The organism is Desulfitibacter alkalitolerans DSM 16504 (assembly GCF_000620305.1).
In the GTDB taxonomy this organism is placed as follows: Bacteria; Bacillota; DSM-16504; order Desulfitibacterales; family Desulfitibacteraceae; genus Desulfitibacter; species Desulfitibacter alkalitolerans.
Window position 1 is genome coordinate 158,254 of the sequence record NZ_KK211102.1, and the last position, 20,631, is coordinate 178,884.

The following is a 20,631-nucleotide window of genomic DNA, read 5'->3' on the forward strand; positions in this document are numbered from 1 at the left end:
TCCTAGATCTTAAGAGTAATTACTGTCGTAAATATAAAGTCTACATGGTTCTAATTCTCCCATCAGCTTGTTCTTATACCTGCAAATCAAAACCTGCCTTCAGGTATCTCAATGCCTTCCCATTGAGGTAGTTGCATTTTTTGCCCTGGTAGGTATCATGTTCTTCCAGCCTTGACTCAATAAGCTCTTTAATTTTCCACCAGCTTGTATCCCAGTTGCTAAAAAGCAACTTGCCCTTTGGACCCTTACCTACCAGCCTTTGTACTACCGTATCAGGATGGAGGTGTTCTAAAAAAGTTACAACCCTGTCCACATATTCGTCCAGGGAAACAATGGTAAACTCCTTGTCCAGGTACTGACGTCCCAGCAGGGTTTTTTCAACTATGTACAAGGAATGGAGCTTAACATAGTCTATACCCAGGGCAGAAACGATCTTGGCATTTTCAACAACGTCTAGTTCAGTATCTCCTGGAAGGTTTAAAATAATATGGGTACATATCCTAATATTTCTTTTTTTTATTCTGATAACAGCATCTAAAAATTCCGCCAGGGTATGTCCCCTATTTAGTCTGCTTAGGGTATGATAATTGACTGACTGTAAGCCAAGCTCAATATCCACCTCCAGCTTTTTTTTAGTTTTTAACTGGTAGAGAAAGTCTAGATACCTGTCATTAATACAGTCCGGTCTTGTGGACAAAGAAATCCCTATAATGTCCTCTTCATTTGCTGCTGTTTCTACTTCCTCTACAAATTGGGCATAAGGTTTATAGGTGTTTGTAAAAGCTTGAAAATAAACAATAAACTTATCAGACCCAAATCTCTTGCGAAAAAAAGCCTGGTTTTTACGAATCTGCTCCTGTATGGATAAAGTGTTGGAAAGACACTCAAAACCAGCTCCCTCTTCATCGCAAAAGGTACATCCTCCGTGGCTGATTACACCATCTCTATTAGGGCAGGTTCCCGGAAGATTTACAGGTACCTTATATACTTTTTCTCCATACCTTTCTATCAGGTGCTTTGAATAAATCCTGTATCGATCCAATGGCAAAACTCCTTTGCTTTATACCCTTAAGACTATATTATCAATAAGACGTGCAGGCCCTACCTTTACTGCCGTGGCAATCATGAATTCTCCTCTAAGCTCTTCCAATGGAGAAAGGTCATCTGTACTTCTAATGTCTATGTATTGTAAATCAGCCAGGGGCTCTTTTAATATATTATTCTTGCCAGCTTCCAGGAGAAGCGAGACATTCCTTTCCCCCTCTAGAATCATTTCCTCAAGAAGCTTTAAGGTTTGGTAAAGTATTGGAGCTGCTTGCCTCTCAACTGGACTGAGATAAGCATTCCTTGAGCTCATTGCCACTCCATCCTCTTCCCTTACAGTGGGTATAACTTCTATGGGAATGTCTAGATCAAGGTCCTGCACCATTTTTTTTATGATAATTACCTGCTGTCCATCCTTTTGTCCAAAGAAGGCCTCATCAGGCTTAACAATGTTAAACAGCTTTAATACAACTGTAGCAACTCCCCGGAAGTGTCCAGGTCTATGCTCCCCACACAGGACATTGGACAAGCCTTCTACTTCAACGTAGGTTTTATAGCCTTTGGGATACATGTCATTAATAGTAGGCATAAAAACCGCCTTTACTCCTATCTCCTTTGCCAAATCCAAATCCCGCTGCAAATTCTTTGGATAACTATCAAAATCCTCTGCAGGTCCAAACTGGGCTGGATTTACAAAGAGACTCACTATAGTAGCATGCCCCTTTTCCAAAGAGCGCCTCATAAGTTCAAGATGCCCATCATGAAAGTATCCCATTGTGGGAACCAGACCTATAGTCTGTCCCTGCTTTTTTAGCTCACTAATGCAGCTTTTAGTATCCCTTATAGTTTTTAATATTTCCATTTAATCTCTATCCTCCCTTAATCATCTTTCTAAACCAAATAAAATAACTTCAGGAAAAACCTGAAGTTAAATACCTTAAAGTCTTTCCGTCTCCTACCATGTTGGCTTTAAGCGGATTTCTCTTACCTTTTATTATGCTGATTTAGCAAATTATTAGTAGTATGGTTCATTTAGATACCATCTAAATGTAATTTTATCATAAAATTACATGAATAAACAATTATCTTATTACTATTACTGTATAACTATTACAGAAATAAATAGTTGTCATCAAAAAGAGAATCTTTGATATATTTTACAGTATAAAAGAAAAAAATATAAGCCAAAGTAAAATACGGGTAAAAAATTAATAAATTTATTGTAAAAAAGGTGCAAATCTGGACAAAACATGGTAGGATATTAAACAGGTATGAAGGAGTGATGAAACCCATGGACATGATTACCCACTCCCTGGCTGGATTAGCCTTGGGAACACTTTCCGGTGAGCCAATATCTCTGACTAATCCAATTTATCTAAGTGCAATGCTTGGTGCAGTGGCACCCGATATAGATGTACTCTGGGGATACAGAAAATTTAAAAGAAGAAGAGATTTGCCTAAATGGCTGCAGCATCGGGCTATTACCCATTCTCTCGTTGGTATGCCTATCCTCGCCGGCAGTATTGCTTTAGGACTGCATCTTATATTTCCTCAAACTAGCTTTTGGCTGTTATTTCTTTTTTCACTAATTGGAGCCTTTTCCCACAGCCTTTTAGATCTGATGAACTGCTATGGCGTGAATATACTGTGGCCTATCAAGAAAAAAGCTTACTCATTGAACATAATACCCCTTATTGACCCAGTTCTAGTAACATTCTTCTTATTAATGATAGGCTCTGTTAATTTTATAAATAGCTTACCCCCTGCGCTGCTTTTAACCTCAGTTATGTACATTGGGTTAAGATGGGTTTTCTTTGCACGTGCAAGAAATGCAATGTCTCTGCATTATGCAGTAGCACCAGATGCCATCCAAATGATTCCTCCTCCTATCAGCTTAACTAAATGGGATTTTTCTATTGAGGAAGAAGAGGATATATCTGGTCAGGTTAAATGTTTTCCAAGGTTTAGTGTTATGGAGGAAAACAGGGAAAACTAAATGAAGCAAAAACATTAAGAGTCAGCCTATCTTGAAAAATAAGCTGACTCTTTTATATTATAACTAACTTCTAAATAAATTGTTTGCTAGCTTTTGATAACCCCTCACATTTGCGTGCTGGGGACCTTCCACCAGTTTCATGTTTGGGAAAGACTTGAGAATAAAGTTGTTTAAGGCTTTACCACCGCCTCCTGTTAGAAAAATAATGTCATAATCTCTATAGTTCCAATAGGAGTTAATGTCCATGACGATTTTATTGGCTATCTTTTCATAAACTTCATTCATGATATGAGAGATATCTTGATTTTTACCTGCTACCCTTAACCAACCACTCTCAAATATCTCGTCTAACTCAAATACCTCTTTGTCTACCCCATATTCCTTTCTAAAATAATTGGAAATCATTCTGTATGCACTTGATAAAGCAGTAGTATTTGAAAAGCTTAAGTGTTCCAGCAGCTCCATCTTGTTTATAGCAGCAAACCCCGTGGTTTTATAGCCAATATCTATAATTCCTACTGTCATATCTGCCAGGTCTTTATTTGCTATTCCACCTGAATTGTTTAGAAGCTGATCATAAAGGGTTCCAAAGGGCTGGGGTATTATATGAACCTTTTTTATATTGAACCTTCTAACCTTTTCTGACCTGTCCCCTACAAAGACTACATCATGATGCCCAACAAGCATATCAGCCCAGTCCTTTTGTTCAGCATATTGGTTAATTGGCAGTCCCGTAACTATGTTAAATGTTTCATTTTCCCATTTATTCAGCATCCCAACTGCAGTGAGCATTAAAATCCTTGCATTCCTGTCATTGACCTTTTGCATATCCAGAGAACGTGAGGCAACATCACTTTGCCTGAGGGCTAATTCTCCAACAAAGTAGGACTCTTTATTTAATTTGACTGCAATATTCTTGGTATCCCAGTTATCTCTAGCAAAACTAAGTGATGAAGTATATTGTAGCTCTCTACCTAAACCAACGATACTAGGAAACTTAATCTCTCCGCTAGAATCGATTAATTTAACATATCCATATCCCAGGTCAATTCCAATGTTTCTTTGGGAATGCTCAAAGCTCTTCTCGTTATTTGTTACTGGTTGCATCTTTTCAGCCTCTTCGACAATATCCCCGTTATTTTCGGTTTTATTTGGAAAATTAAACATTTTATACCCCCAAAACCTTTTGGCTAAAAAGTACCATATTATTGCATAATTTTATATAGGACCAAGGTCCTGTTTGTTATATCTTCCTAGGAATAAATAAAGGAACCCAAGGGTTCCTTTAATTTGCAAATTTAATATTTTAAACCTGCAGCATCTGTTCATCAAGAAGTGTAGAACAGTCTTGCCAGCTTGGGAATAGGTACAACATGCAGTCCTAAACCCAGGCACATATAGCCAACTAACATATTCATGAGCATGGCACTAGGATTGCTTAAGGCTAGCACCAGGCATGCCCCAATAAATCCTATGATAAACTTGGCTTGAAAGGGTGTAGCTCTCTTGAAATTGGGATACTTTACAGTACTGACCATAAGATATGCAACTAAAAGTACTATTGGAATATACACCAGGCTTGGAGTGCTTGCTCCAGCCAATACAAAGGAAATTAATGTTCCTCCCCCTGCAGTAATTGGAAGTCCTGTAAAGTAATTAGAGGGAACTTCGCTATCAAATGCATTAAAACGTGCCAGGCGTACAGCACCACAAACAGGGAAAATTGCTGCTACAACAACACCAAGAATACCATACTCAGTCAGATGCATCTGATAAATAAGCAGGGCTGGTGTTACTCCAAAGGAAATCAAATCAGCCAGCGAATCTAATTCCTTTCCCATGGGATTGTCTACTGCTATTTTCCTTGCCAGCCTACCGTCAACTCCATCTAAGATCATACCTAAAAATATTAAGAAAGCAGCAACAACAAATTGCTCTCGTATAATCAATATAATTGCGTAAAACCCTAGTATAAGATTTATAAGGGTTACCGAGTTTGGTAACCATGCTTTGTTTCTCAACCTCTCCACCTCCCAATAATTGTTTCTCCCCCCTTAACCCTATCACCCTCCTTTACCATAATTTCTGCTTCCAAAGGTACATACAGTTCGGTGCATGAGCCAAATCTAATAAGCCCCAGCTTATGACCTTTTCCCACAGACATTCCTGGCTGTACCCTGCAGACTATTCTACGAGCAATAAGTCCGGCTATCTGTACCACTAATACAGATAGGTTCTTGCCTTCAATAAAAATCTTGTTTCTTTCATTTAATTTACCTGCCTCAGGCTTGTTTGCAGGTATAAACTTCCCAGCAGTATAGCGCACATCCTTAATCTCACCTGCTATAGGTGACCTATTAATATGCACATCAAACACTGACAAAAAAATGGTAACCTTTTTAACCTCAGAGTTAAAAAACTCTTTTTCCTCAACAATATCCACTCCCATTACCTTACCATCAGCAGGCGAAACTATGGCACTTTCCTCTCCAGGTATATCCCTGTGGGGGTCTCTAAAGAACAGGGCTGCTCCAACAGTTAGTATTCCTAGAAGAACAGCTAAAACAGGCTCCCAAAAATATGCTATAATAGTTGCTGCAAAAAAAATTAAAGTTGGTACTATAAATTCCCTATCAAAAGACATTTTTTTCATGTGTAAATAAACTCCTAAAACTATTGCGTTTTTATTTTTTTTATTATTAATATCTATTATAGAAGAAATCAACTCATAATGCCAGCAATAATGCCTAAATATTTTTATCTAGCTTTTATTATTAAAAAATGCAAAAATAAGGTTAAGTAAGTTTAAATAAAATTACAGGTGAAACTTATGAAAAAGCTCAGTATTATAATATTTATCTTAATGATACTCTCCCTTGGGTTTTCTTATATCATACCACAAGCCCAAACGGATTTCAGCAGCATCTTTTCCCTTCAGTTTAATTCAGAAGCAGGAATAAAGACGCCACCCCAACGCAGCTCATTTCCTATATATTATATGGAAATTAGAGATGAGAATGCCTATTTGGCAGGTAATATGGATATATTCTTTATCAACCAATGGGGTGAACCCCTTGACAATATCCAGCTTAATCTCCCAGCAAACATGACAGGTGAAAACAATATTATTGTCTCTTCATTAAAGATGAACAATAAAAATGTATCCTTTAAGAATTATGACGACAAGATTATTATTTCCCTACCACAAGCACTTATGCCAGAAGATACTGTTATCATATCACTTGTTTTCGAGACACATTTCAAGGGTAACTTTACAAGATTTGGGAAGTATGATGATATCTATCTCTTGACCTTATGGCATCCAGTTATAGCTCCAAGGGTAGATGGGAATTGGGCAAGCTTCTCATGGGTTCCCCATGCAGATCCCTATTTTTTTGAGGCTTCAATATTCCATGTGGATTTTTACTCTGACAAATATATTATTTCTCCCCATCCCCATGTGCAAACAGGCAATCATTATAAATTTAAAACCAAACCTGTAAGGGATTTTTCTTTGATAATGGGAGATTTGTCAAGGACAAGTCAAAGGGTCCCCAGGGGTCCAGAGATAATATACTATTCCAGAGAGCACAGGGCCGACCTGCTTGAAAATGCTGTGGATATATTTAGCTTCTATACTAAAAAGCTTGGTCCCTATCCTTATCCCACTCTAGCTTTGGTGGATGTTCCCATGGAATATTTTAAAGGCATGGAGTTTTCTGGAATGATATTTTTCAACGACCAACAAGTGATAGATGTATTTACCCTTGCCCACGAGCTGGCCCATCAGTGGTGGTATGGTTTGGTGGGAAATGACCAGATTAGAGAAAGTTGGATTGATGAGGGTCTTGCAAACTACTGGGCATATAAATACTGCCAGGCACAGGGATTGCCTGCTGCTGATGTCTTTGGGATATATTTTTCTATAATAGAAAAGAACTATCGAGGCTTTCCAATAGTGAGAAAAATCCATGATTTCCCCTCTGACACCATTTACAGACAGGCTGTCTATTTAAAAGGGGCTAACTTTTGGATAAGGGTAGAAGAAATGATAGGCGAAAAGGAAACCTTTAAATTTTTAAGAGGTATCCAGGAGGATTATCAGTATGGAATTATAACTACTGATATTATAATACAGGCTTTATCCAGGGAGCATGATATTGAGGCTTCTGATTTGTATAAACTGTTAAATTAGGAATAGTAAAACTATTCCTAATTGCTTTCTATATCGTGTTTTACTACTCCCTTTTCATACCATTTGCCCTTTAAAAAGTATGCTAAACTTACAACAGCTCCCAGTATCCAGCTCAAGCTGACGGCCCACCAGATGCCTGAAGGACCTTGATTTAAATTTATACCAAGAAAAACTGCCAGGGGCACCCTTACCACCCACAGGGAACCAATTGAAATGACCATGGCAGCCATGGCCGCTCCCGCCCCCCTGAATGCACCCCCCAGAACCATTATTACAGCCATGAAGGGATATGATACTGCAAGTATTCTTATATATTCAATCCCCGGCTGCCATATAGCTGGGTCATTGGAAAAGACCCTTACTGCATAAAAGGGAAATACAGCCAGAAGGCCGGCCATTACAACCAGGACACATCCCAGCATGAGCATTCCAGCCACAGCAGTTTTTTTGGCCCTGTCAATTTGGTTTGCACCAATGTTTTGTCCCACCATTGCTGCGGCTGCTATGGACATGGACATTGCAGGCATCATTATTAAGGAATCCACCTTGGTACCCACACCATATACCGCCAAGGGGACTGGACCAAAGTAGGTAACTACTCTAACTACTACTGTAGAGCCCAGGGCATTTATTGTCTGACCTACGCCAGCTGGAAGCCCTAGCCTCAAGAGGTGCTTAATGATTTCACTGTCAAATTTAAAATCCTTAAAGGACAAGTCAAAGTACTCCTGCTTTTTATTCAGATACCACAAGCCATAAAAAGCAGCACAGGCCATTGCTATAACAGTAGCTAAAGCGGCCCCGGCCACTTCAAGGCGTGGAATAGGCCCAAGGCCAAAAATAAGAATAGGATCTAGAATAATGTTAACTGTAGTAGATACAGCCATGAATTTAAGAGGAGTTTTAGAATCACCCAGTCCCCTTAAGATTGCACTTATTAAAAAGAAAAAATACATAAAAATAATACCGGCGCTAAAGATTCTCATGTATATTAAAGCATCTGCCTCTATTTCCTTGGGAGCACCCATTAATTTAATTAATGGTCCGCTTAAGATGACTGCGCCAATTGAAAAAAATACTCCCAGCAATAATGAGAAGGCAATGGAATTTTTTACGGCCTTATTCAATAGAACCTTATCCTTTGCTCCTGCATATTGGGCCACCAGGGTTGTACTTCCCATGGAGAGACCCATGCTTAATGAAAATAAAACAAATAGCAAAGCAAAGCTAAGGGACACAGCTGCTATGGCATCGGCCCCTACCCTTCCTAGAAAAATAGTATCCACAATGCTGTATCCAGTTTGTAATAGATTGCCAAGCAATAAAGGAATGGTAAAGATTATGTAATTTTTAAATATACTTCCCCGATTAAAATCCTGCATATTTTCTGAAGCCTTTCTAGATTTATAGAAAAATAATACCTAAATTAATACGAACAATATTAAATCTATACCAATTAGACTGAAATCTCAAGCCACCAGACAGATTCTTAAGCAAATTATTTTTCCTTTTTTGATTATTATTATTGACAAAACCCCTAACTGTCACTAAAATATGTTTAATCAGAATGGGTGTCCTTCCAGGGAGGACAATAGGATATCCAAGGAGAACATGTTGAATATTATGATAATTATCACTACCAAGGATGGTGTTATATAGAATGAAAAGATTTTTAGCTGATAGATTATCTGGCCTGGGAACCGAATCTGCCTTTGAAGTACTGGCTAAAGCCAGAAAACTTGAAAGCCAGGGTGTTAAAGTAATACATATGGAGATTGGCGAGCCTGATTTTTCATCCCCTTCCCGTGTAGTAGGAGCTGCTGCCAGAGCAATGCACCAGGGACAGACAAAATACTGTCCGGCAGGAGGCCTGGCTTCTGTACAGGAAGTAATAGCAGACTACAGCGGAAAGCTTAGAAACATTAATTACGATGCTGGTGAAGTGGTTATTGTACCCGGTGCCAAGCCTATTTTATCCTTTACCATGATGGCTTGCGTCAATCCAGGTGATGAGGTTATTTATCCTAACCCAGGCTTTCCAATATATGAATCTCTCATTCGATTTTGTGGCGGAATTCCTGTTCCTATTCAAATAGAGGAAATAGGAGATAATTTTAGCCTGGATGTAAATAAGCTTCGCAGCTTGATAACATCCAAAACTAAAATGTTAATTCTTAATTCGCCACATAATCCTACAGGGGGTATCTTAACAGATAAGGAGCTTGAGGAAATAGCTAACTTATGTGTTGAGCATGACCTGCTTGTATTATCTGACGAGGTCTATAGTAAAATTTACTACGAAGAGGTTCCCAAATCTATTGCTTCCTATCCTGGGATGAAGGAAAGAACAGTTGTTGTAGATGGATTTTCAAAAACCTTTTCCATGACTGGCTGGAGACTAGGTTATGGCTTAATGCCCCAGGAATTGGCCCAGCATATAACTCGTCTGGTTATTAACTCCAACAGCTGCACTCCACCCTTTGTGCAAATTGCAGGTGCTGAAGCTTTACAAAACTGTCAGGATGAAACAGAAAAAATGGTAAAAGAATTTGCTAAAAGGCGCGAAATTCTTATTAATGGGCTTAATTCCATACCTGGCTTTTACTGTCATAAGCCTAAGGGTGCCTTCTATGCATTCCCAAATATTAGCAGCACGGGAAGAACAAGTTCAGAGCTGTCCCATGAACTATTGGAGAAAGCTGGGGTTGCTGTCTTAGATGGTGGTTCCTTTGGCATATATGGCAGGAACTATATAAGGCTGTCCTATGCTACCTCCATAGATAACATTTATGCAGCTCTTAATAGGATAGATTCCTTTCTAAATAATAAAAAAGTATCCATGATGTAATACTAAAAGGGTGGAGCAATCCACCCTTTATTACTTTTTATCTTCTTTCTTATCTTTCTTGCTAGTCCTGGTTTCCTTCCCCTTGTTCATGTCTCTTTTATATGCTGGTTGTAATATAATACGTTGAAATATTCCATGTATATTTATTTCTTTAACATATACCCAGGCTATAGCTCCAAGCATGAGCATGCCCATAACACCAACTGTTGGAAAAAGGTATCTTACCAGATTGGTAAAGCCTATCTGGCTGAATCCAAGTGCCGCTGTACTGGTGCCAACTATGTACTTCCAGCTGGCAGGATGCTTTGGATGTATTATTCTGGCAGAAAACCCGTACAAGCTGCCTACTGCAGTAGTATATACTTCAGCCAATAAAACTAGCGCAAAAACTAATTGTACCAGGGGAGAAATTTGCGCCACGACAAAAATCATGGGTATTGACAGTTCTCCCGCTTGGGGCATATTCACCAGAACAGCCAGATATATTGCACCTGCCCCTAAGGTTAATCCAAAACCGCCAACCACAGCACCCTTTTTAAGGGTTTTTTCATTTTCTGTCTCCTTTCCAAGGGGTGCCAGGATAGCGACTGCCATAACCAGATTATATGAAACGTAGAGGATGGCTGCCAGGGGCCAGTAGGGAACTGGCGGCGCACCTAAATTGGTGCTGGCAATGCTGGTGAAGTCATATCCTGTATTGGCCACTGCTAAAAGAACTATCATAAATACAGAGCCTAATAAAAAGGGAGTAACAAAGCTGATTGCATTAATAACCCCAGATATGCCAAGGAGCACTGTTAGAAGAGCAGCAACCACTATTAAGCCACTGCCAATCAATCTGGGAAGACCAAATTGCTCCTGAAACAAAGCCCCTGCACCGGCTGCCATGACTGTCAGGGCACCAAAAAGAAAAAAAGTTATTACATAATCCATAAAGGTTCCCAAGTATTTACCGCCAATATGTCTTATCACTGGTAAATGGGACTCTGCTTTTAGCTTCCTGCCAAGATCCAGAATAAGGTATCCAAAAAGTGAAAACAGAATACCGGAGACCAGTAAGCCAATGATTCCAAGTCCCCCAAAAAAACCAAAGAACTGTAATATTTCTTGTCCGGAAGCAAACCCTGCACCTACCACAGTACCAATATACGCTGCGGCTACCTTTATTGTACTTATCTTAGGCTTAGACATACTTCATCTCCCCAATAATACATGGCCGTCTAAACCTATTTTTTCTTTAAAAGAGTTTTCTATAACAAGATTTCTTTTCCAGTGTTTGTCTAGAGATTTTCTGTTCCTTTTATGCCTTTATGCCTACTTATATAATTCCTGACTTATTTTTTCACTAATGGACTGCATTAGATTATTAAATGTCTCCTGGCTTTTGAACAGCCTGCTGATGGTTTCATTTTGACCTGCGGAAACATGGAGTGCCTTCATCTCATCAACCTTAGCATTGTCAACAGGCTGGCCTTCCATCTGGGCCCTATGGACATCTTCTTGCAGTTTTTGTATCTTACTTATTAAATCCTGTGCAGCTACATCTAGCTTGAGTCTAGCATGAGCTGAATTTAGGTTTTTATACTCTTCAGTCTCTTTTACTGCTTCAGCTAGTTCTTTAGCTTTTTGCTCAATACTCATAACTTCACCTCCTGGTATAATCTATTACACACTTTTAATCTCTTCTATATAAATAATGAATATCCTTTAATTTTTTCCGTGTATTAATTCTATCATGCACCTTTCTAGATTGTTCTATTCTAAAAGCAGATTTTATAAAAGTAGTAAAGTAGTATTGAACAAATCTATTGAAGATTACCTGTGTTATGGGTTAATATATTCATAATAAACAGGAGGTGCTATACAATATGTGTAATGGTTTAAAATATATTGGAAAGCCATTTCCCCTTAAAGAAGCTGCCCAAAAGGTAACAGGTCAACTCCTGTACAATAGTGATAAAAAAGTCCACAAAATGCTCCATGCAAAGCTCCTACTAAGTCCTATTCCCCATGGAATCATAAAAAAAATTGATACAAGTAAGGCCGTAAAGCTTTCTGGGGTCAGGGGGATTTTTACACACTTAAATTCTCCTAATATTTTCTATAACAGCTCTATTATTGAATATGATGATAACTATTCTCCCCGAAATGAAATTATTTTTTCTAATGTGGTAAAGCATGTTGGGGATTGGGTTGCAGCTGTTGTAGCAGATGATATAAATACAGCACAAAAAGCATTAGAGTTAATAGACGTAGATTATGAAGAATTGCCTGCAGTGATAGATATGGAAGAGGCATTGAATAATAAAGAACATCATGTGCAGGAGCCTGTTCCAGAGTACAACTATATTATAGGGGATCCGTCTCAGGGCTTTAAAGAGGCAGAGCACACCTTTACTCACAGCTTTGAATCTCCAAAGGCACACCACTGTACAATGGAAACCAACTGCGTAATTGCCAGTTGGGATTCCAGTGATAAGATTACAATTCAAACAAATACTCAAAACTGCTGGATGGTTCGTTATACTGTCTCCCATGCTTTAAACCTTCCTTTAAATAGTATTAGGGTGATAAAGGTTGATGGGGGAGGGTCCTTTGGCCTGCATTTGGAAGCTATTCTAGAACCTCTGGTTGCCTTTCTTGCCAGGGAAACCAAGGGAACAGTGAAGCTCCATTTAGATAGATACGAAACCATGATTGGCTCCAGGTGTCGTACAAGGGTAAAAACCAAAATAAAAACTGGAGTAAAGGCTGATGGCACCATTACTGCCATGGATGTCCAGGTAATAGCTGATGCAGGTGCTTATACCAGCATCTCCGCATGGATTCCCAAGTCAATGGGCAACAAGCTTAAAAAGCTTTACAAAATCCCCAACCTTAGCTACACAGGTAATTTGGTTCATACTAATACTGCCGTATCAGGAAGCTTTAGGGGCTTTGGGACAGCAGAGATTTTTGCTGCCATAGACACTCACATGGCAAACATTGCAAGGTCTTTAGACATTGATCAGGTTGAATTTAGGCTCAAGCATGTAATGAAGCCCCATGATAATGACCCTCTTACAGGCCAAACTTTAGGTAATATAGGAATAAGTGAATGCCTGACTGAAGGTGCAAAAGCTTTTGGTTGGGAAGAATACAAAAACATTAAATCTAAAAACGATTCGCGATTCAAGTATGGATTTGGTGTAGGCTGCTGCGCACATACCAATGGCTGCTTTGGATACCACCAGGATTTTGCAGCCATGACCTTAAGAATTAATGAACAGGGGGAGGCCCTTTTAAACACAGGACTCCATGACCTTGGAGGAGTAGGAACAAAAACAATGCTTACCCAGATTGCAGCCGAAGTATTGGATATTGACATGTCCAAGGTGATTGCCCTGGAATGTGACACCGAGAGAAGCTCATATGATGTGGGTACCCAGGCAACACGAACTGCTTATATTGGCGGCAGTGCTGCCAAGGGTGTGGCAGAAAAGATGAGGCTCATGCTTTTGGAAGAAGCCTCCAATATGTTAAATGAGCCTGTAAATAATTTAGAAGTGGAGAAAGGCACTATCAAGTCATTCAAAAGCCAAGAGAAGTCTGTCACCTATGGTGAGGTGGTCATGCATTGTCTTAAGAAAAACAAGGAATTGGTTGCCTACTACAGCCATGCAGCCCAGGCAAACCCAACCTCTTATGCCGTAAACTTTGCAGAGGTTAGGGTGGATACAAAGACGGGCCATGTGGATGTCCTTAGATTAGTGTCTGCCAATGATGTAGGCAGGGCCATTAATACAATGCTGGTTGAAGGACAGATTCAAGGTGGAGTGGGCATGGGACTTGGCTTTGCCCTTAGCGAGGAACTGGAATACACCCCAGATGGCAGATGTAAAAATCCTAATTTCAGCAATTACTTTCCCTTTAGAGCTTCTGAAATGCCTGAAATAATAAAGGTTTTAGTTGAAAAGGGAGAAATACACGGTCCCTGGGGTGCCAAGGGAATAGCTGAAATAGCAGCAGGTGCGGCGGCCCCTGCTGTGGTAAATGCAATTAATGATGCCCTGGGAACAAACTTTAACACTCTGCCTTTAAATACTGAGAGAATATTACTGGCAATCTCCTGCAGCAATAGTTAAAGAAATTAAAGATGAACAATTCCCTTTTGATGGTTAAAATCAGTAAGTTTCTGAACTATTTCTAACACATCAGACAATTCAAAGGGCTTGGCAATATATGCATCATAGATATCTTTAGATGGAAAATCTAATGAAGCAGGTGATGACCCTGATACAATAACAACTGGCACCTTTGCTAATCTGTCATCCAAATAAAGCCTTTCTGCTACAGCACGACCGCTCATGCCTGGCATATTAAGGTCTAATAAAATAATGTCCGGCAAGAGGCCGGTCTGCAAAAGCTTTAGTCCCTTGATTCCATCCTCTGCAACTATTACATCATACCCTACTTCTGTCAAAAATGTCTTGAGTACAAATGCTATATTAATTTCATCTTCCATTATTAATACCTTGACCAAATTAATACCACCTTATATTGCATGTTAATTGCTTCATTGCTAAAGTAATTATAATACAAAGGTCTTAAAATAATTGTCGTTTTTGGTCAAATGAAAGAGTTTTTTTTTGCTTTTTGTATTTCACTAGCACCTAGCTCTAAAGCCTTACGATTTAGTGGAATTAAACCATGGTGTCTCTGAGGCAATACTTTTTTTAATGATTCTATTACAGCATCTACTGAAACAGCTTCCGTTGCCTCCAGGTATGCGCCAAGCATGACCATGTTGGCTACTTTAGTATTGCCAATACCATCTGCAATTTCCACAGCTGGAATTTCATATCCATTTATGTCTTTTCTTGTATATGTTTGGTCTGCCTTAAGGGTACTTAATAGCAATAGTCCTCCAGGGATGAGAACCGGTTCAAACTTCTTTAGTGACGGTAAATTTAATACAATTATTGTATTTGGTTCACTTACAATGGGAGAACCTATTTCGGTATCGGAAATAATAACCGAACAGTTGGCAGTTCCGCCCCTCATTTCTGGTCCATAGGAGGGTATCCAGGATACATTCTTTCCTTCCAACATTCCTGCATATGCCAGTAATTGTCCCATGGACATAACTCCCTGACCGCCAAAACCAGCTATAATGATTTCTTGAAGCATTCTTATACCACCTCCGCAGGCGACTTGAATTCTCCAAGTGGATAATAGGGGAGCATCTTTTCTTCAAGCCACTTTAAAGAATCTACCGGATTCATGCCCCAATTGGTTGGACAGGTTGAGAGAATCTCTACCAATGAAAAACCCTCACCTTTAATTTGGGTTTCGAAGGCCTTCCTAATAGCCCTTTTGGTCTTGTTTACATGGCCAGGTGTGTGAACCGAAACCCTGGAAATATAGGCTGCACCCTCTATAGTGCTAAGCAGCTCGGCAATTTTTACTGGGTATCCATAATCCTTTGCTTCCCTGCCATATGGGGCTGTAGTTCCCTTTTGCCCAATCAAAGTAGTTGGAGCCATTTGTCCTCCCGTCATGCCATAGGTAGTATTATTTACAAATATAGTTGTAATTTTTTCACCCCTGATAGCCGCATGGACTATCTCAGACATGCCAATGGCTGCTAGATCCCCATCACCTTGATAGGTAAAGACAACGTTAGTAGGATGAACCCTTTTCACTCCTGTCCCAACGGCAGGAGCTCTTCCATGGGCAGCCTGAACCACATCAACATTAAAATAATCATAGGCCGTTACAGAGCATCCTACTGAAGCTATGCCCACAGTACAATCAATTACATCCAATTCCTCCAGGACTTCTGCTACAAGGCGATGGATCACACCATGGCTGCATCCAGGACAATAATGAAATTTTTTATCAGTAAGTGCTTTGGACTTTTTGAATTGTTTAGCCATTTATACGAATACCCCCTTCAATGGAGTACCTGATTCCCCTTGTCATTTGCTCCGGCAGCTCATTTGTTTTACCAGCAATCCGGCAAATCTCATGATACACAGACTTTACATCAGGAACCATTCCGCCAACCCTGCCATAAAAGTGAATGGGAACTCTACCGTTAACTGCTAGCTGTACATCTTCTACCAGTTGGCCCATGCTCATTTCTACTGTCAGCACGGCTTTTGTACTTTCTGAAAGGGACTCTCTTATATAATCATCAGGAAAGGGCCATAAGGTATGGGGTCTTACCATACCAGCTTTAATACCCTTATCTCTGGCCAGATTTATGGCGGCCTTAGCTACCCTTGCGGTAGTACCATAGGCTGCAAGGATTATTTCAGCATCAGCTGTCATATAAGTTTCTGCTGCCTTTTCATTTCTTGAAATGGTGTTATACTTATTAAAAAGGGCAAAGTTATGCTTTTCCAGAACCTCAGCATTTAGATAAAGCGAATTAATAATATTTTGAGGTCTATATTTTTTTCTTCCTGTACAGGCCCATGGTTTCATGGACAAATTTGGAGCTGGAACCTCTCTAAATTCAACTGGTTCCATCATCTGACCTAAAACTCCATCACCAAGTATCATTACAGGATTTCTATATTTATCAGCAGCATCAAAAGCTTTCATGGTCATGTCAACCAATTCTTGTATAGAGGCGGGTACATAAACTATAAGCCTGTAGTCTCCATTTCCCCCTCCCTTTGTTGCTTGAAAATAATCAGATTGAGCAGCCTGGATGCCTCCCAGGCCTGGTCCGCCACGCATAATATTGACAATTACACAGGGTAATTCTGCTGCTGCAAGATAGGATATGCCTTCCTGTTTTAAGCTGATTCCTGGACTAGATGAAGAAGTCATAACCCTGGCACCTGCACTACTGGCGCCGTAAACCATATTTATGGCTGCAATTTCACTTTCTGCCTGGAGAAAGACTCCTCCAACCTCTGGCATTCTCCTGGCAAGATATTCCGGCACTTCATTTTGAGGGGTGATAGGATAGCCAAAGAAATGGCGGCATCCAGCTTTAATGGCTGCTTCACCTAGAGCTTCGTTGCCTTTCATTAAAACCTTATGCATTTACTGCCGCTCCCCTTTCAAATGGTATTTCCTCTATTTCAATTGCCACATCTGGACACATACGGGCACAAATGGCACAACCAACGCACTTATCTGTATTTTCCACAGTAGCTGGATGAAAGCCCTTGTCATTGAATCTGCTTGCTAAAGTAATTAGATTTTTTGGGCAGAACTCAATGCACAATTCACAGCCTTTACAAGCATCCTCATGAAACATTATTTTTGTCATGGGTTAAACCTCCTTTCCTTTCATTTTTTTATAATTGTTCGTTACAATTGCCACACTACAAGGAAACGTTATTTAATATACAAGTGCTTCTTCTGTTCCGTTAAAGACCCTTAGTACCCCTTCTACCAGAGCTGTCATTTCATCTTCCCCTGGGTATAAAACTACTGGAGCTATAAAATCCACCCTTTCTTTTATCCAGGTTGTTAATCTACTGCTAAATGCCAGGCCTCCAGTGACAATGATCCCATCTATTTTTCCTGATAGGACTGCAGCATATGCTCCAATTTCCTTTGCAATTTGATAGGCCATTGCTTCATAAACAAGAGCCGCTTCTCCATTTCCCTTTTCAATCATGTCTTCCACTTCTCTAGCATCATTAGTATTTAGATATGCCACCAGCCCACCCTGGCCAATTAATCTTTTTCTAATACCATCTAAATCTTTACCATGCTCAATAAAATATTTTAATAGCTCTACTACAGGTATGCCGCCAGCCCTTTCAGGGGAAAAGGGACCCTCTCCATCTAAAGCATTAGTAACATCAATTACTCGACCTTTTTTGTGTGCTCCCACGGAAATCCCGCCGCCCAGATGAACCACCAGGAGGTTTACATCTTCATATCTTTGGTTATTTTCCCTGCAGTATCTTCTTGCCATGGCCTTTTGATTTAATGCATGGAAAATGCTGCGTCTTGGAACTTCTGGTATTCCTGATAATCTAGCAAGGGGTTCGAGCTCATCAACAACCACAGGGTCTACAATATAGGCATTTATCCCCAATGGCCCTGCAATCTCCTTTGCTATTAGTGCACCCAGATTACAGGCATGTTCTCCATAGGTGCCATTTCTCAAGTCCTGCAGCATGGCATCATTTACAATATAGGTTCCGCCAGAAATTGGCTTTAACAGACCACCCCTGGCAACAACAGCTTTAAACTCTTCCAGGGCATAGCCTTTATTAAGAACAGCCCTCTCTATAGTCTTTTTGCGAAATTGAAATTGCTCTATAATATTATTAAATTCCTTTAATGCTCCAGTTGAATGGGTAAGGGTTCCTGTCCACAAGAGTAATTCGTCTTTGAAAACAGCCACCTTTGTGGAAGTTGATCCAGGATTTATAACTAGTAATTTATCTTTGTTCAATACATCAACTCCTTTATTAATGCAGAAAAAGCCATGCTTATTTCTATATCGCAAGAAATATGCCAAAAAACACACCAGACCCTTAATGGTTAAAGGGCCTGGTGTGTAAGGAATTTCTCCATATATGCAGTTGACGGGTCAATCTTTAAATAATGTTTTGCAATATTTTGCAAGATATAGCCCTGCAATAAATTGCAGGTCTTGCAATATTTTGCAGGTTTATATTTTAATGCCATGCTTTTCCAGTTTATAATACAAGCTGCGAATTGATATACCCAACATTCTGGCAGCCTTGTTCTTGTTCCCGCCAGTTTCTTCTAAGACTTTTTCAAGCAAATCTCTTTCCCAATTCGCAAAAAGCTGTTCATAGCTTTCCACTGAATAGTCGGGATTAGTTTCTTCCTGTCTGCTAGAACCGTTTGAGTTGGTTGACCCTGCACTAGTCAATGGAAGATGGAATGCCTCCAAAACTGTTTCTTTGTATTTCATATTAATAATACCCCGGGCCAGGATATTTTCCAGCTCACGAATATTGCCTGGCCAGTCATATTCCTGCAGAACCTCTAGAGCTTGGGCTGATACCTCCTCAACATTACGTCCATATTCCTGGTTATATTTGGGAAGCAGGTGACGAACTAGTACGGGTATGTCTTCCTTGCGATGTCTTAATGGCGGTATAATAATAGGCAGGACATTTATACGATAATATAAATCCTCTCTAAAAGCACCCTTTTGGATTAATTCTTCTAGATTTGCATTTGTGGCTGCAATAATCCTTACATCAATCTTTGTGGGCTTTGAAGCCCCAACTCGAATAATTTCCTTTTCCTGTAAAGCGCGTAAAAGCTTGGACTGGAGGGACAGGCTTATTTCTCCTATTTCATCAAGAAAAATTGTACCTCCACTTGCTTCCTCAAATAAACCCTTGTGGCCGCCCTTTTTTGCTCCAGTAAAGGCACCTTCCACATAACCAAACAACTCACTTTCCAGAAGTGTATCTGTAAGCGCTGCACAGTTTACCCTAATAAATTGCCCTTCACACCTGTCGCTGGCATTATGAATAGCATGGGCAAATAATTCTTTGCCTGTACCGCTTTCTCCGCGAAGCAAAACTGTTGCAGGAGTTTTGGCCGCACGTCTGGCCTGCTCTATTGCTCCAGTAATCTCTTCACTCCTGCCTATAATATCTTCAAAGGCATGCCTTGCCTCCAGGTGTCTGATTAAGCGTTTTGCCAGTTTTAGCTCATGGGTCAGCTTTCTGATCTCTGAAATGTCCTGAATTACCGCCACACTACCCTTTAACTTGTCGTTTACTATCATTGGTGCAACGTTAACAACAACGTCCTTTTTCTGGGGACCCACCTTCATTCTGATACCTCGAACAGGTTCCCTTGTCCTAAGGACCTTGAAATGCATGCTCTCCCCCTCAACTATGTCTACATCAGCCGGCCTATTAAGGAGCTCTTCCTTTTTCATGCCAATGATCCTGGTATAAGCTGGGTTTATCAAAATATGGATGCCCTTCTCATCAACCACAGAAATGGCATCCTGGGTTGAATTTATTATGGCTTCTAACAGGGTCTGGATATCCCGCAGATTACTTATTTCTTCTGTCATGGCAATTCTTTCTGCAATATCCCTGAATACTGCCGCTGCACCTATTATGCTGCCATTTTCATCTCTAACTGGAACCCTGTTGGTAATAATAGTCACGTCTTTTAATTCTAATTGCTGATTTAATTCAGGCTTGCCCCTTTGAATAACCTCAAGAAGCCGGGTATTAGGAATTATTTCAGTTATATGCTTTCCAAGTGCTGCATCAAGCGAGGTTCTTGTAAGCCGCTGGGCTTCTTTATTAAATAAGGTAATTAACCCTTCTTTATTTACAACAATTATGGCATCATTGGTATAGTCCAAAATACTTTTTATACTTTCCAAATATCCCAGCATCAGTACTACCCTCCTTGATGAGAATTATTTACTCTTTCACCTTGACTTCAACGCCACCCATAACGGCAAGACAGCAGGCATATGGAACTTAATTAATATCTTGGTTACGCTTGTTACTTTACTATTATTATTATAGATGTTTATATATACTTTTACCATACCTTCACTTTATATCATTTTATATC

19 protein-coding genes are annotated in these 20,631 nt (G+C 39.8%); 4 read left to right on the forward strand and 15 right to left on the reverse strand.

All coding sequences use genetic code 11. The features are described 5' to 3' along the window. Positions 1–73: 73 nt before the first annotated feature. Both mnmL and panC read right to left on the reverse strand, forming a co-directional pair. A complete protein-coding gene (gene mnmL, locus K364_RS0115010) occupies positions 74–1,042 on the reverse strand; it encodes a tRNA modification radical SAM protein MnmL/YtqA (protein ID WP_277995598.1) in 969 nt (322 codons plus the stop codon). A gap of 18 nt (positions 1,043–1,060) precedes the next feature. Beyond that, positions 1,061–1,906, reverse strand: coding sequence for a pantoate--beta-alanine ligase (panC, locus tag K364_RS0115015; RefSeq protein ID WP_028308700.1), 846 nt, complete (start codon positions 1,904–1,906; stop codon positions 1,061–1,063). A 429-nt stretch (positions 1,907–2,335) separates the two neighbouring features. On the opposite strand from panC, the gene K364_RS25775 reads away from it, so the two are divergent. Continuing rightward, positions 2,336–3,040 (forward strand): metal-dependent hydrolase, encoded by a 705-nt coding sequence (locus tag K364_RS25775; protein WP_051534113.1) that lies wholly within the window; start codon positions 2,336–2,338, stop codon positions 3,038–3,040. Between the two features lie 63 nt (positions 3,041–3,103). Here K364_RS25775 and K364_RS0115030 read toward each other — a convergent pair whose 3' ends face one another. From K364_RS0115030 to K364_RS0115040, 3 genes are all read right to left on the reverse strand, one after another. Further along, complete coding sequence (locus K364_RS0115030; RefSeq protein WP_028308702.1) at positions 3,104–4,207, reverse strand: ParM/StbA family protein; 1,104 nt, start codon at positions 4,205–4,207, stop codon at positions 3,104–3,106. A 161-nt stretch (positions 4,208–4,368) separates the two neighbouring features. Beyond that, positions 4,369–5,061 (reverse strand): CDP-diacylglycerol--serine O-phosphatidyltransferase, encoded by a 693-nt coding sequence (pssA, locus tag K364_RS0115035; protein WP_028308703.1) that lies wholly within the window; start codon positions 5,059–5,061, stop codon positions 4,369–4,371. Beyond that, on the reverse strand, positions 5,058–5,693 hold the full coding sequence (locus tag K364_RS0115040) for a phosphatidylserine decarboxylase family protein (protein ID WP_028308704.1): 636 nt from the start codon (positions 5,691–5,693) through the stop codon (positions 5,058–5,060). The genes pssA and K364_RS0115040 overlap by 4 nt, the downstream gene beginning before the upstream one ends. Positions 5,694–5,870: 177 nt before the next feature. Between K364_RS0115040 and K364_RS0115045 the strand changes: the two genes are divergently transcribed. Further along, a complete protein-coding gene (locus tag K364_RS0115045; RefSeq protein WP_028308705.1) occupies positions 5,871–7,235 on the forward strand; it encodes a M1 family aminopeptidase in 1,365 nt (454 codons plus the stop codon). 17 nt (positions 7,236–7,252) lie between these two features. Here the strand turns inward: K364_RS0115045 and K364_RS0115050 are convergent, their stop codons facing one another. After that, positions 7,253–8,617, reverse strand: coding sequence for an MATE family efflux transporter (locus K364_RS0115050; protein WP_028308706.1), 1,365 nt, complete (start codon positions 8,615–8,617; stop codon positions 7,253–7,255). A gap of 278 nt (positions 8,618–8,895) precedes the next feature. On the opposite strand from K364_RS0115050, the gene K364_RS0115055 reads away from it, so the two are divergent. Beyond that, positions 8,896–10,083, forward strand: coding sequence for a pyridoxal phosphate-dependent aminotransferase (locus K364_RS0115055; protein ID WP_028308707.1), 1,188 nt, complete (start codon positions 8,896–8,898; stop codon positions 10,081–10,083). A 30-nt stretch (positions 10,084–10,113) separates the two neighbouring features. Here K364_RS0115055 and K364_RS24345 read toward each other — a convergent pair whose 3' ends face one another. Both K364_RS24345 and K364_RS0115065 read right to left on the reverse strand, forming a co-directional pair. After that, positions 10,114–11,274, reverse strand: coding sequence for a YkvI family membrane protein (locus tag K364_RS24345; protein WP_207640871.1), 1,161 nt, complete (start codon positions 11,272–11,274; stop codon positions 10,114–10,116). Positions 11,275–11,397: 123 nt separating this feature from the next. After that, positions 11,398–11,724, reverse strand: coding sequence for a YlbF/YmcA family competence regulator (locus tag K364_RS0115065; protein WP_028308708.1), 327 nt, complete (start codon positions 11,722–11,724; stop codon positions 11,398–11,400). Between the two features lie 227 nt (positions 11,725–11,951). On the opposite strand from K364_RS0115065, the gene K364_RS0115070 reads away from it, so the two are divergent. Further along, positions 11,952–14,207 (forward strand): xanthine dehydrogenase family protein molybdopterin-binding subunit, encoded by a 2,256-nt coding sequence (locus tag K364_RS0115070; RefSeq protein ID WP_028308709.1) that lies wholly within the window; start codon positions 11,952–11,954, stop codon positions 14,205–14,207. A 5-nt stretch (positions 14,208–14,212) separates the two neighbouring features. Here K364_RS0115070 and K364_RS0115075 read toward each other — a convergent pair whose 3' ends face one another. The 7 genes from K364_RS0115075 to K364_RS24355 all read right to left on the reverse strand — a co-directional run bounded on the left by K364_RS0115075 (position 14,213) and on the right by K364_RS24355 (position 20,446). Further along, positions 14,213–14,605: a response regulator gene (locus tag K364_RS0115075; protein ID WP_028308710.1), complete on the reverse strand. Its 393-nt coding sequence runs from the start codon at positions 14,603–14,605 to the stop codon at positions 14,213–14,215. Positions 14,606–14,691: 86 nt separating this feature from the next. Then, positions 14,692–15,252, reverse strand: a complete 561-nt coding sequence (locus K364_RS0115080) for a 2-oxoacid:ferredoxin oxidoreductase subunit gamma family protein (protein WP_028308711.1) — start codon at positions 15,250–15,252, stop codon at positions 14,692–14,694. Between the two features lie 2 nt (positions 15,253–15,254). Next, on the reverse strand, positions 15,255–16,001 hold the full coding sequence (locus tag K364_RS0115085; protein WP_028308712.1) for a thiamine pyrophosphate-dependent enzyme: 747 nt from the start codon (positions 15,999–16,001) through the stop codon (positions 15,255–15,257). After that, complete coding sequence (locus tag K364_RS24350) at positions 15,994–17,124, reverse strand: 3-methyl-2-oxobutanoate dehydrogenase subunit VorB (RefSeq protein ID WP_084295919.1); 1,131 nt, start codon at positions 17,122–17,124, stop codon at positions 15,994–15,996. The genes K364_RS0115085 and K364_RS24350 overlap by 8 nt, the downstream gene beginning before the upstream one ends. Continuing rightward, complete coding sequence (locus tag K364_RS0115095; RefSeq protein WP_028308713.1) at positions 17,117–17,353, reverse strand: 4Fe-4S binding protein; 237 nt, start codon at positions 17,351–17,353, stop codon at positions 17,117–17,119. The genes K364_RS24350 and K364_RS0115095 overlap by 8 nt, the downstream gene beginning before the upstream one ends. 72 nt (positions 17,354–17,425) lie before the next feature. Then, positions 17,426–18,496: a butyrate kinase gene (gene buk / locus K364_RS0115100; RefSeq protein WP_028308714.1), complete on the reverse strand. Its 1,071-nt coding sequence runs from the start codon at positions 18,494–18,496 to the stop codon at positions 17,426–17,428. Positions 18,497–18,715: 219 nt separating this feature from the next. Beyond that, entirely contained in the window at positions 18,716–20,446 is a 1,731-nt protein-coding gene (locus K364_RS24355; RefSeq protein ID WP_051534114.1) for a sigma-54 interaction domain-containing protein, read from the reverse strand. Positions 20,447–20,631 lie beyond the last annotated feature (185 nt).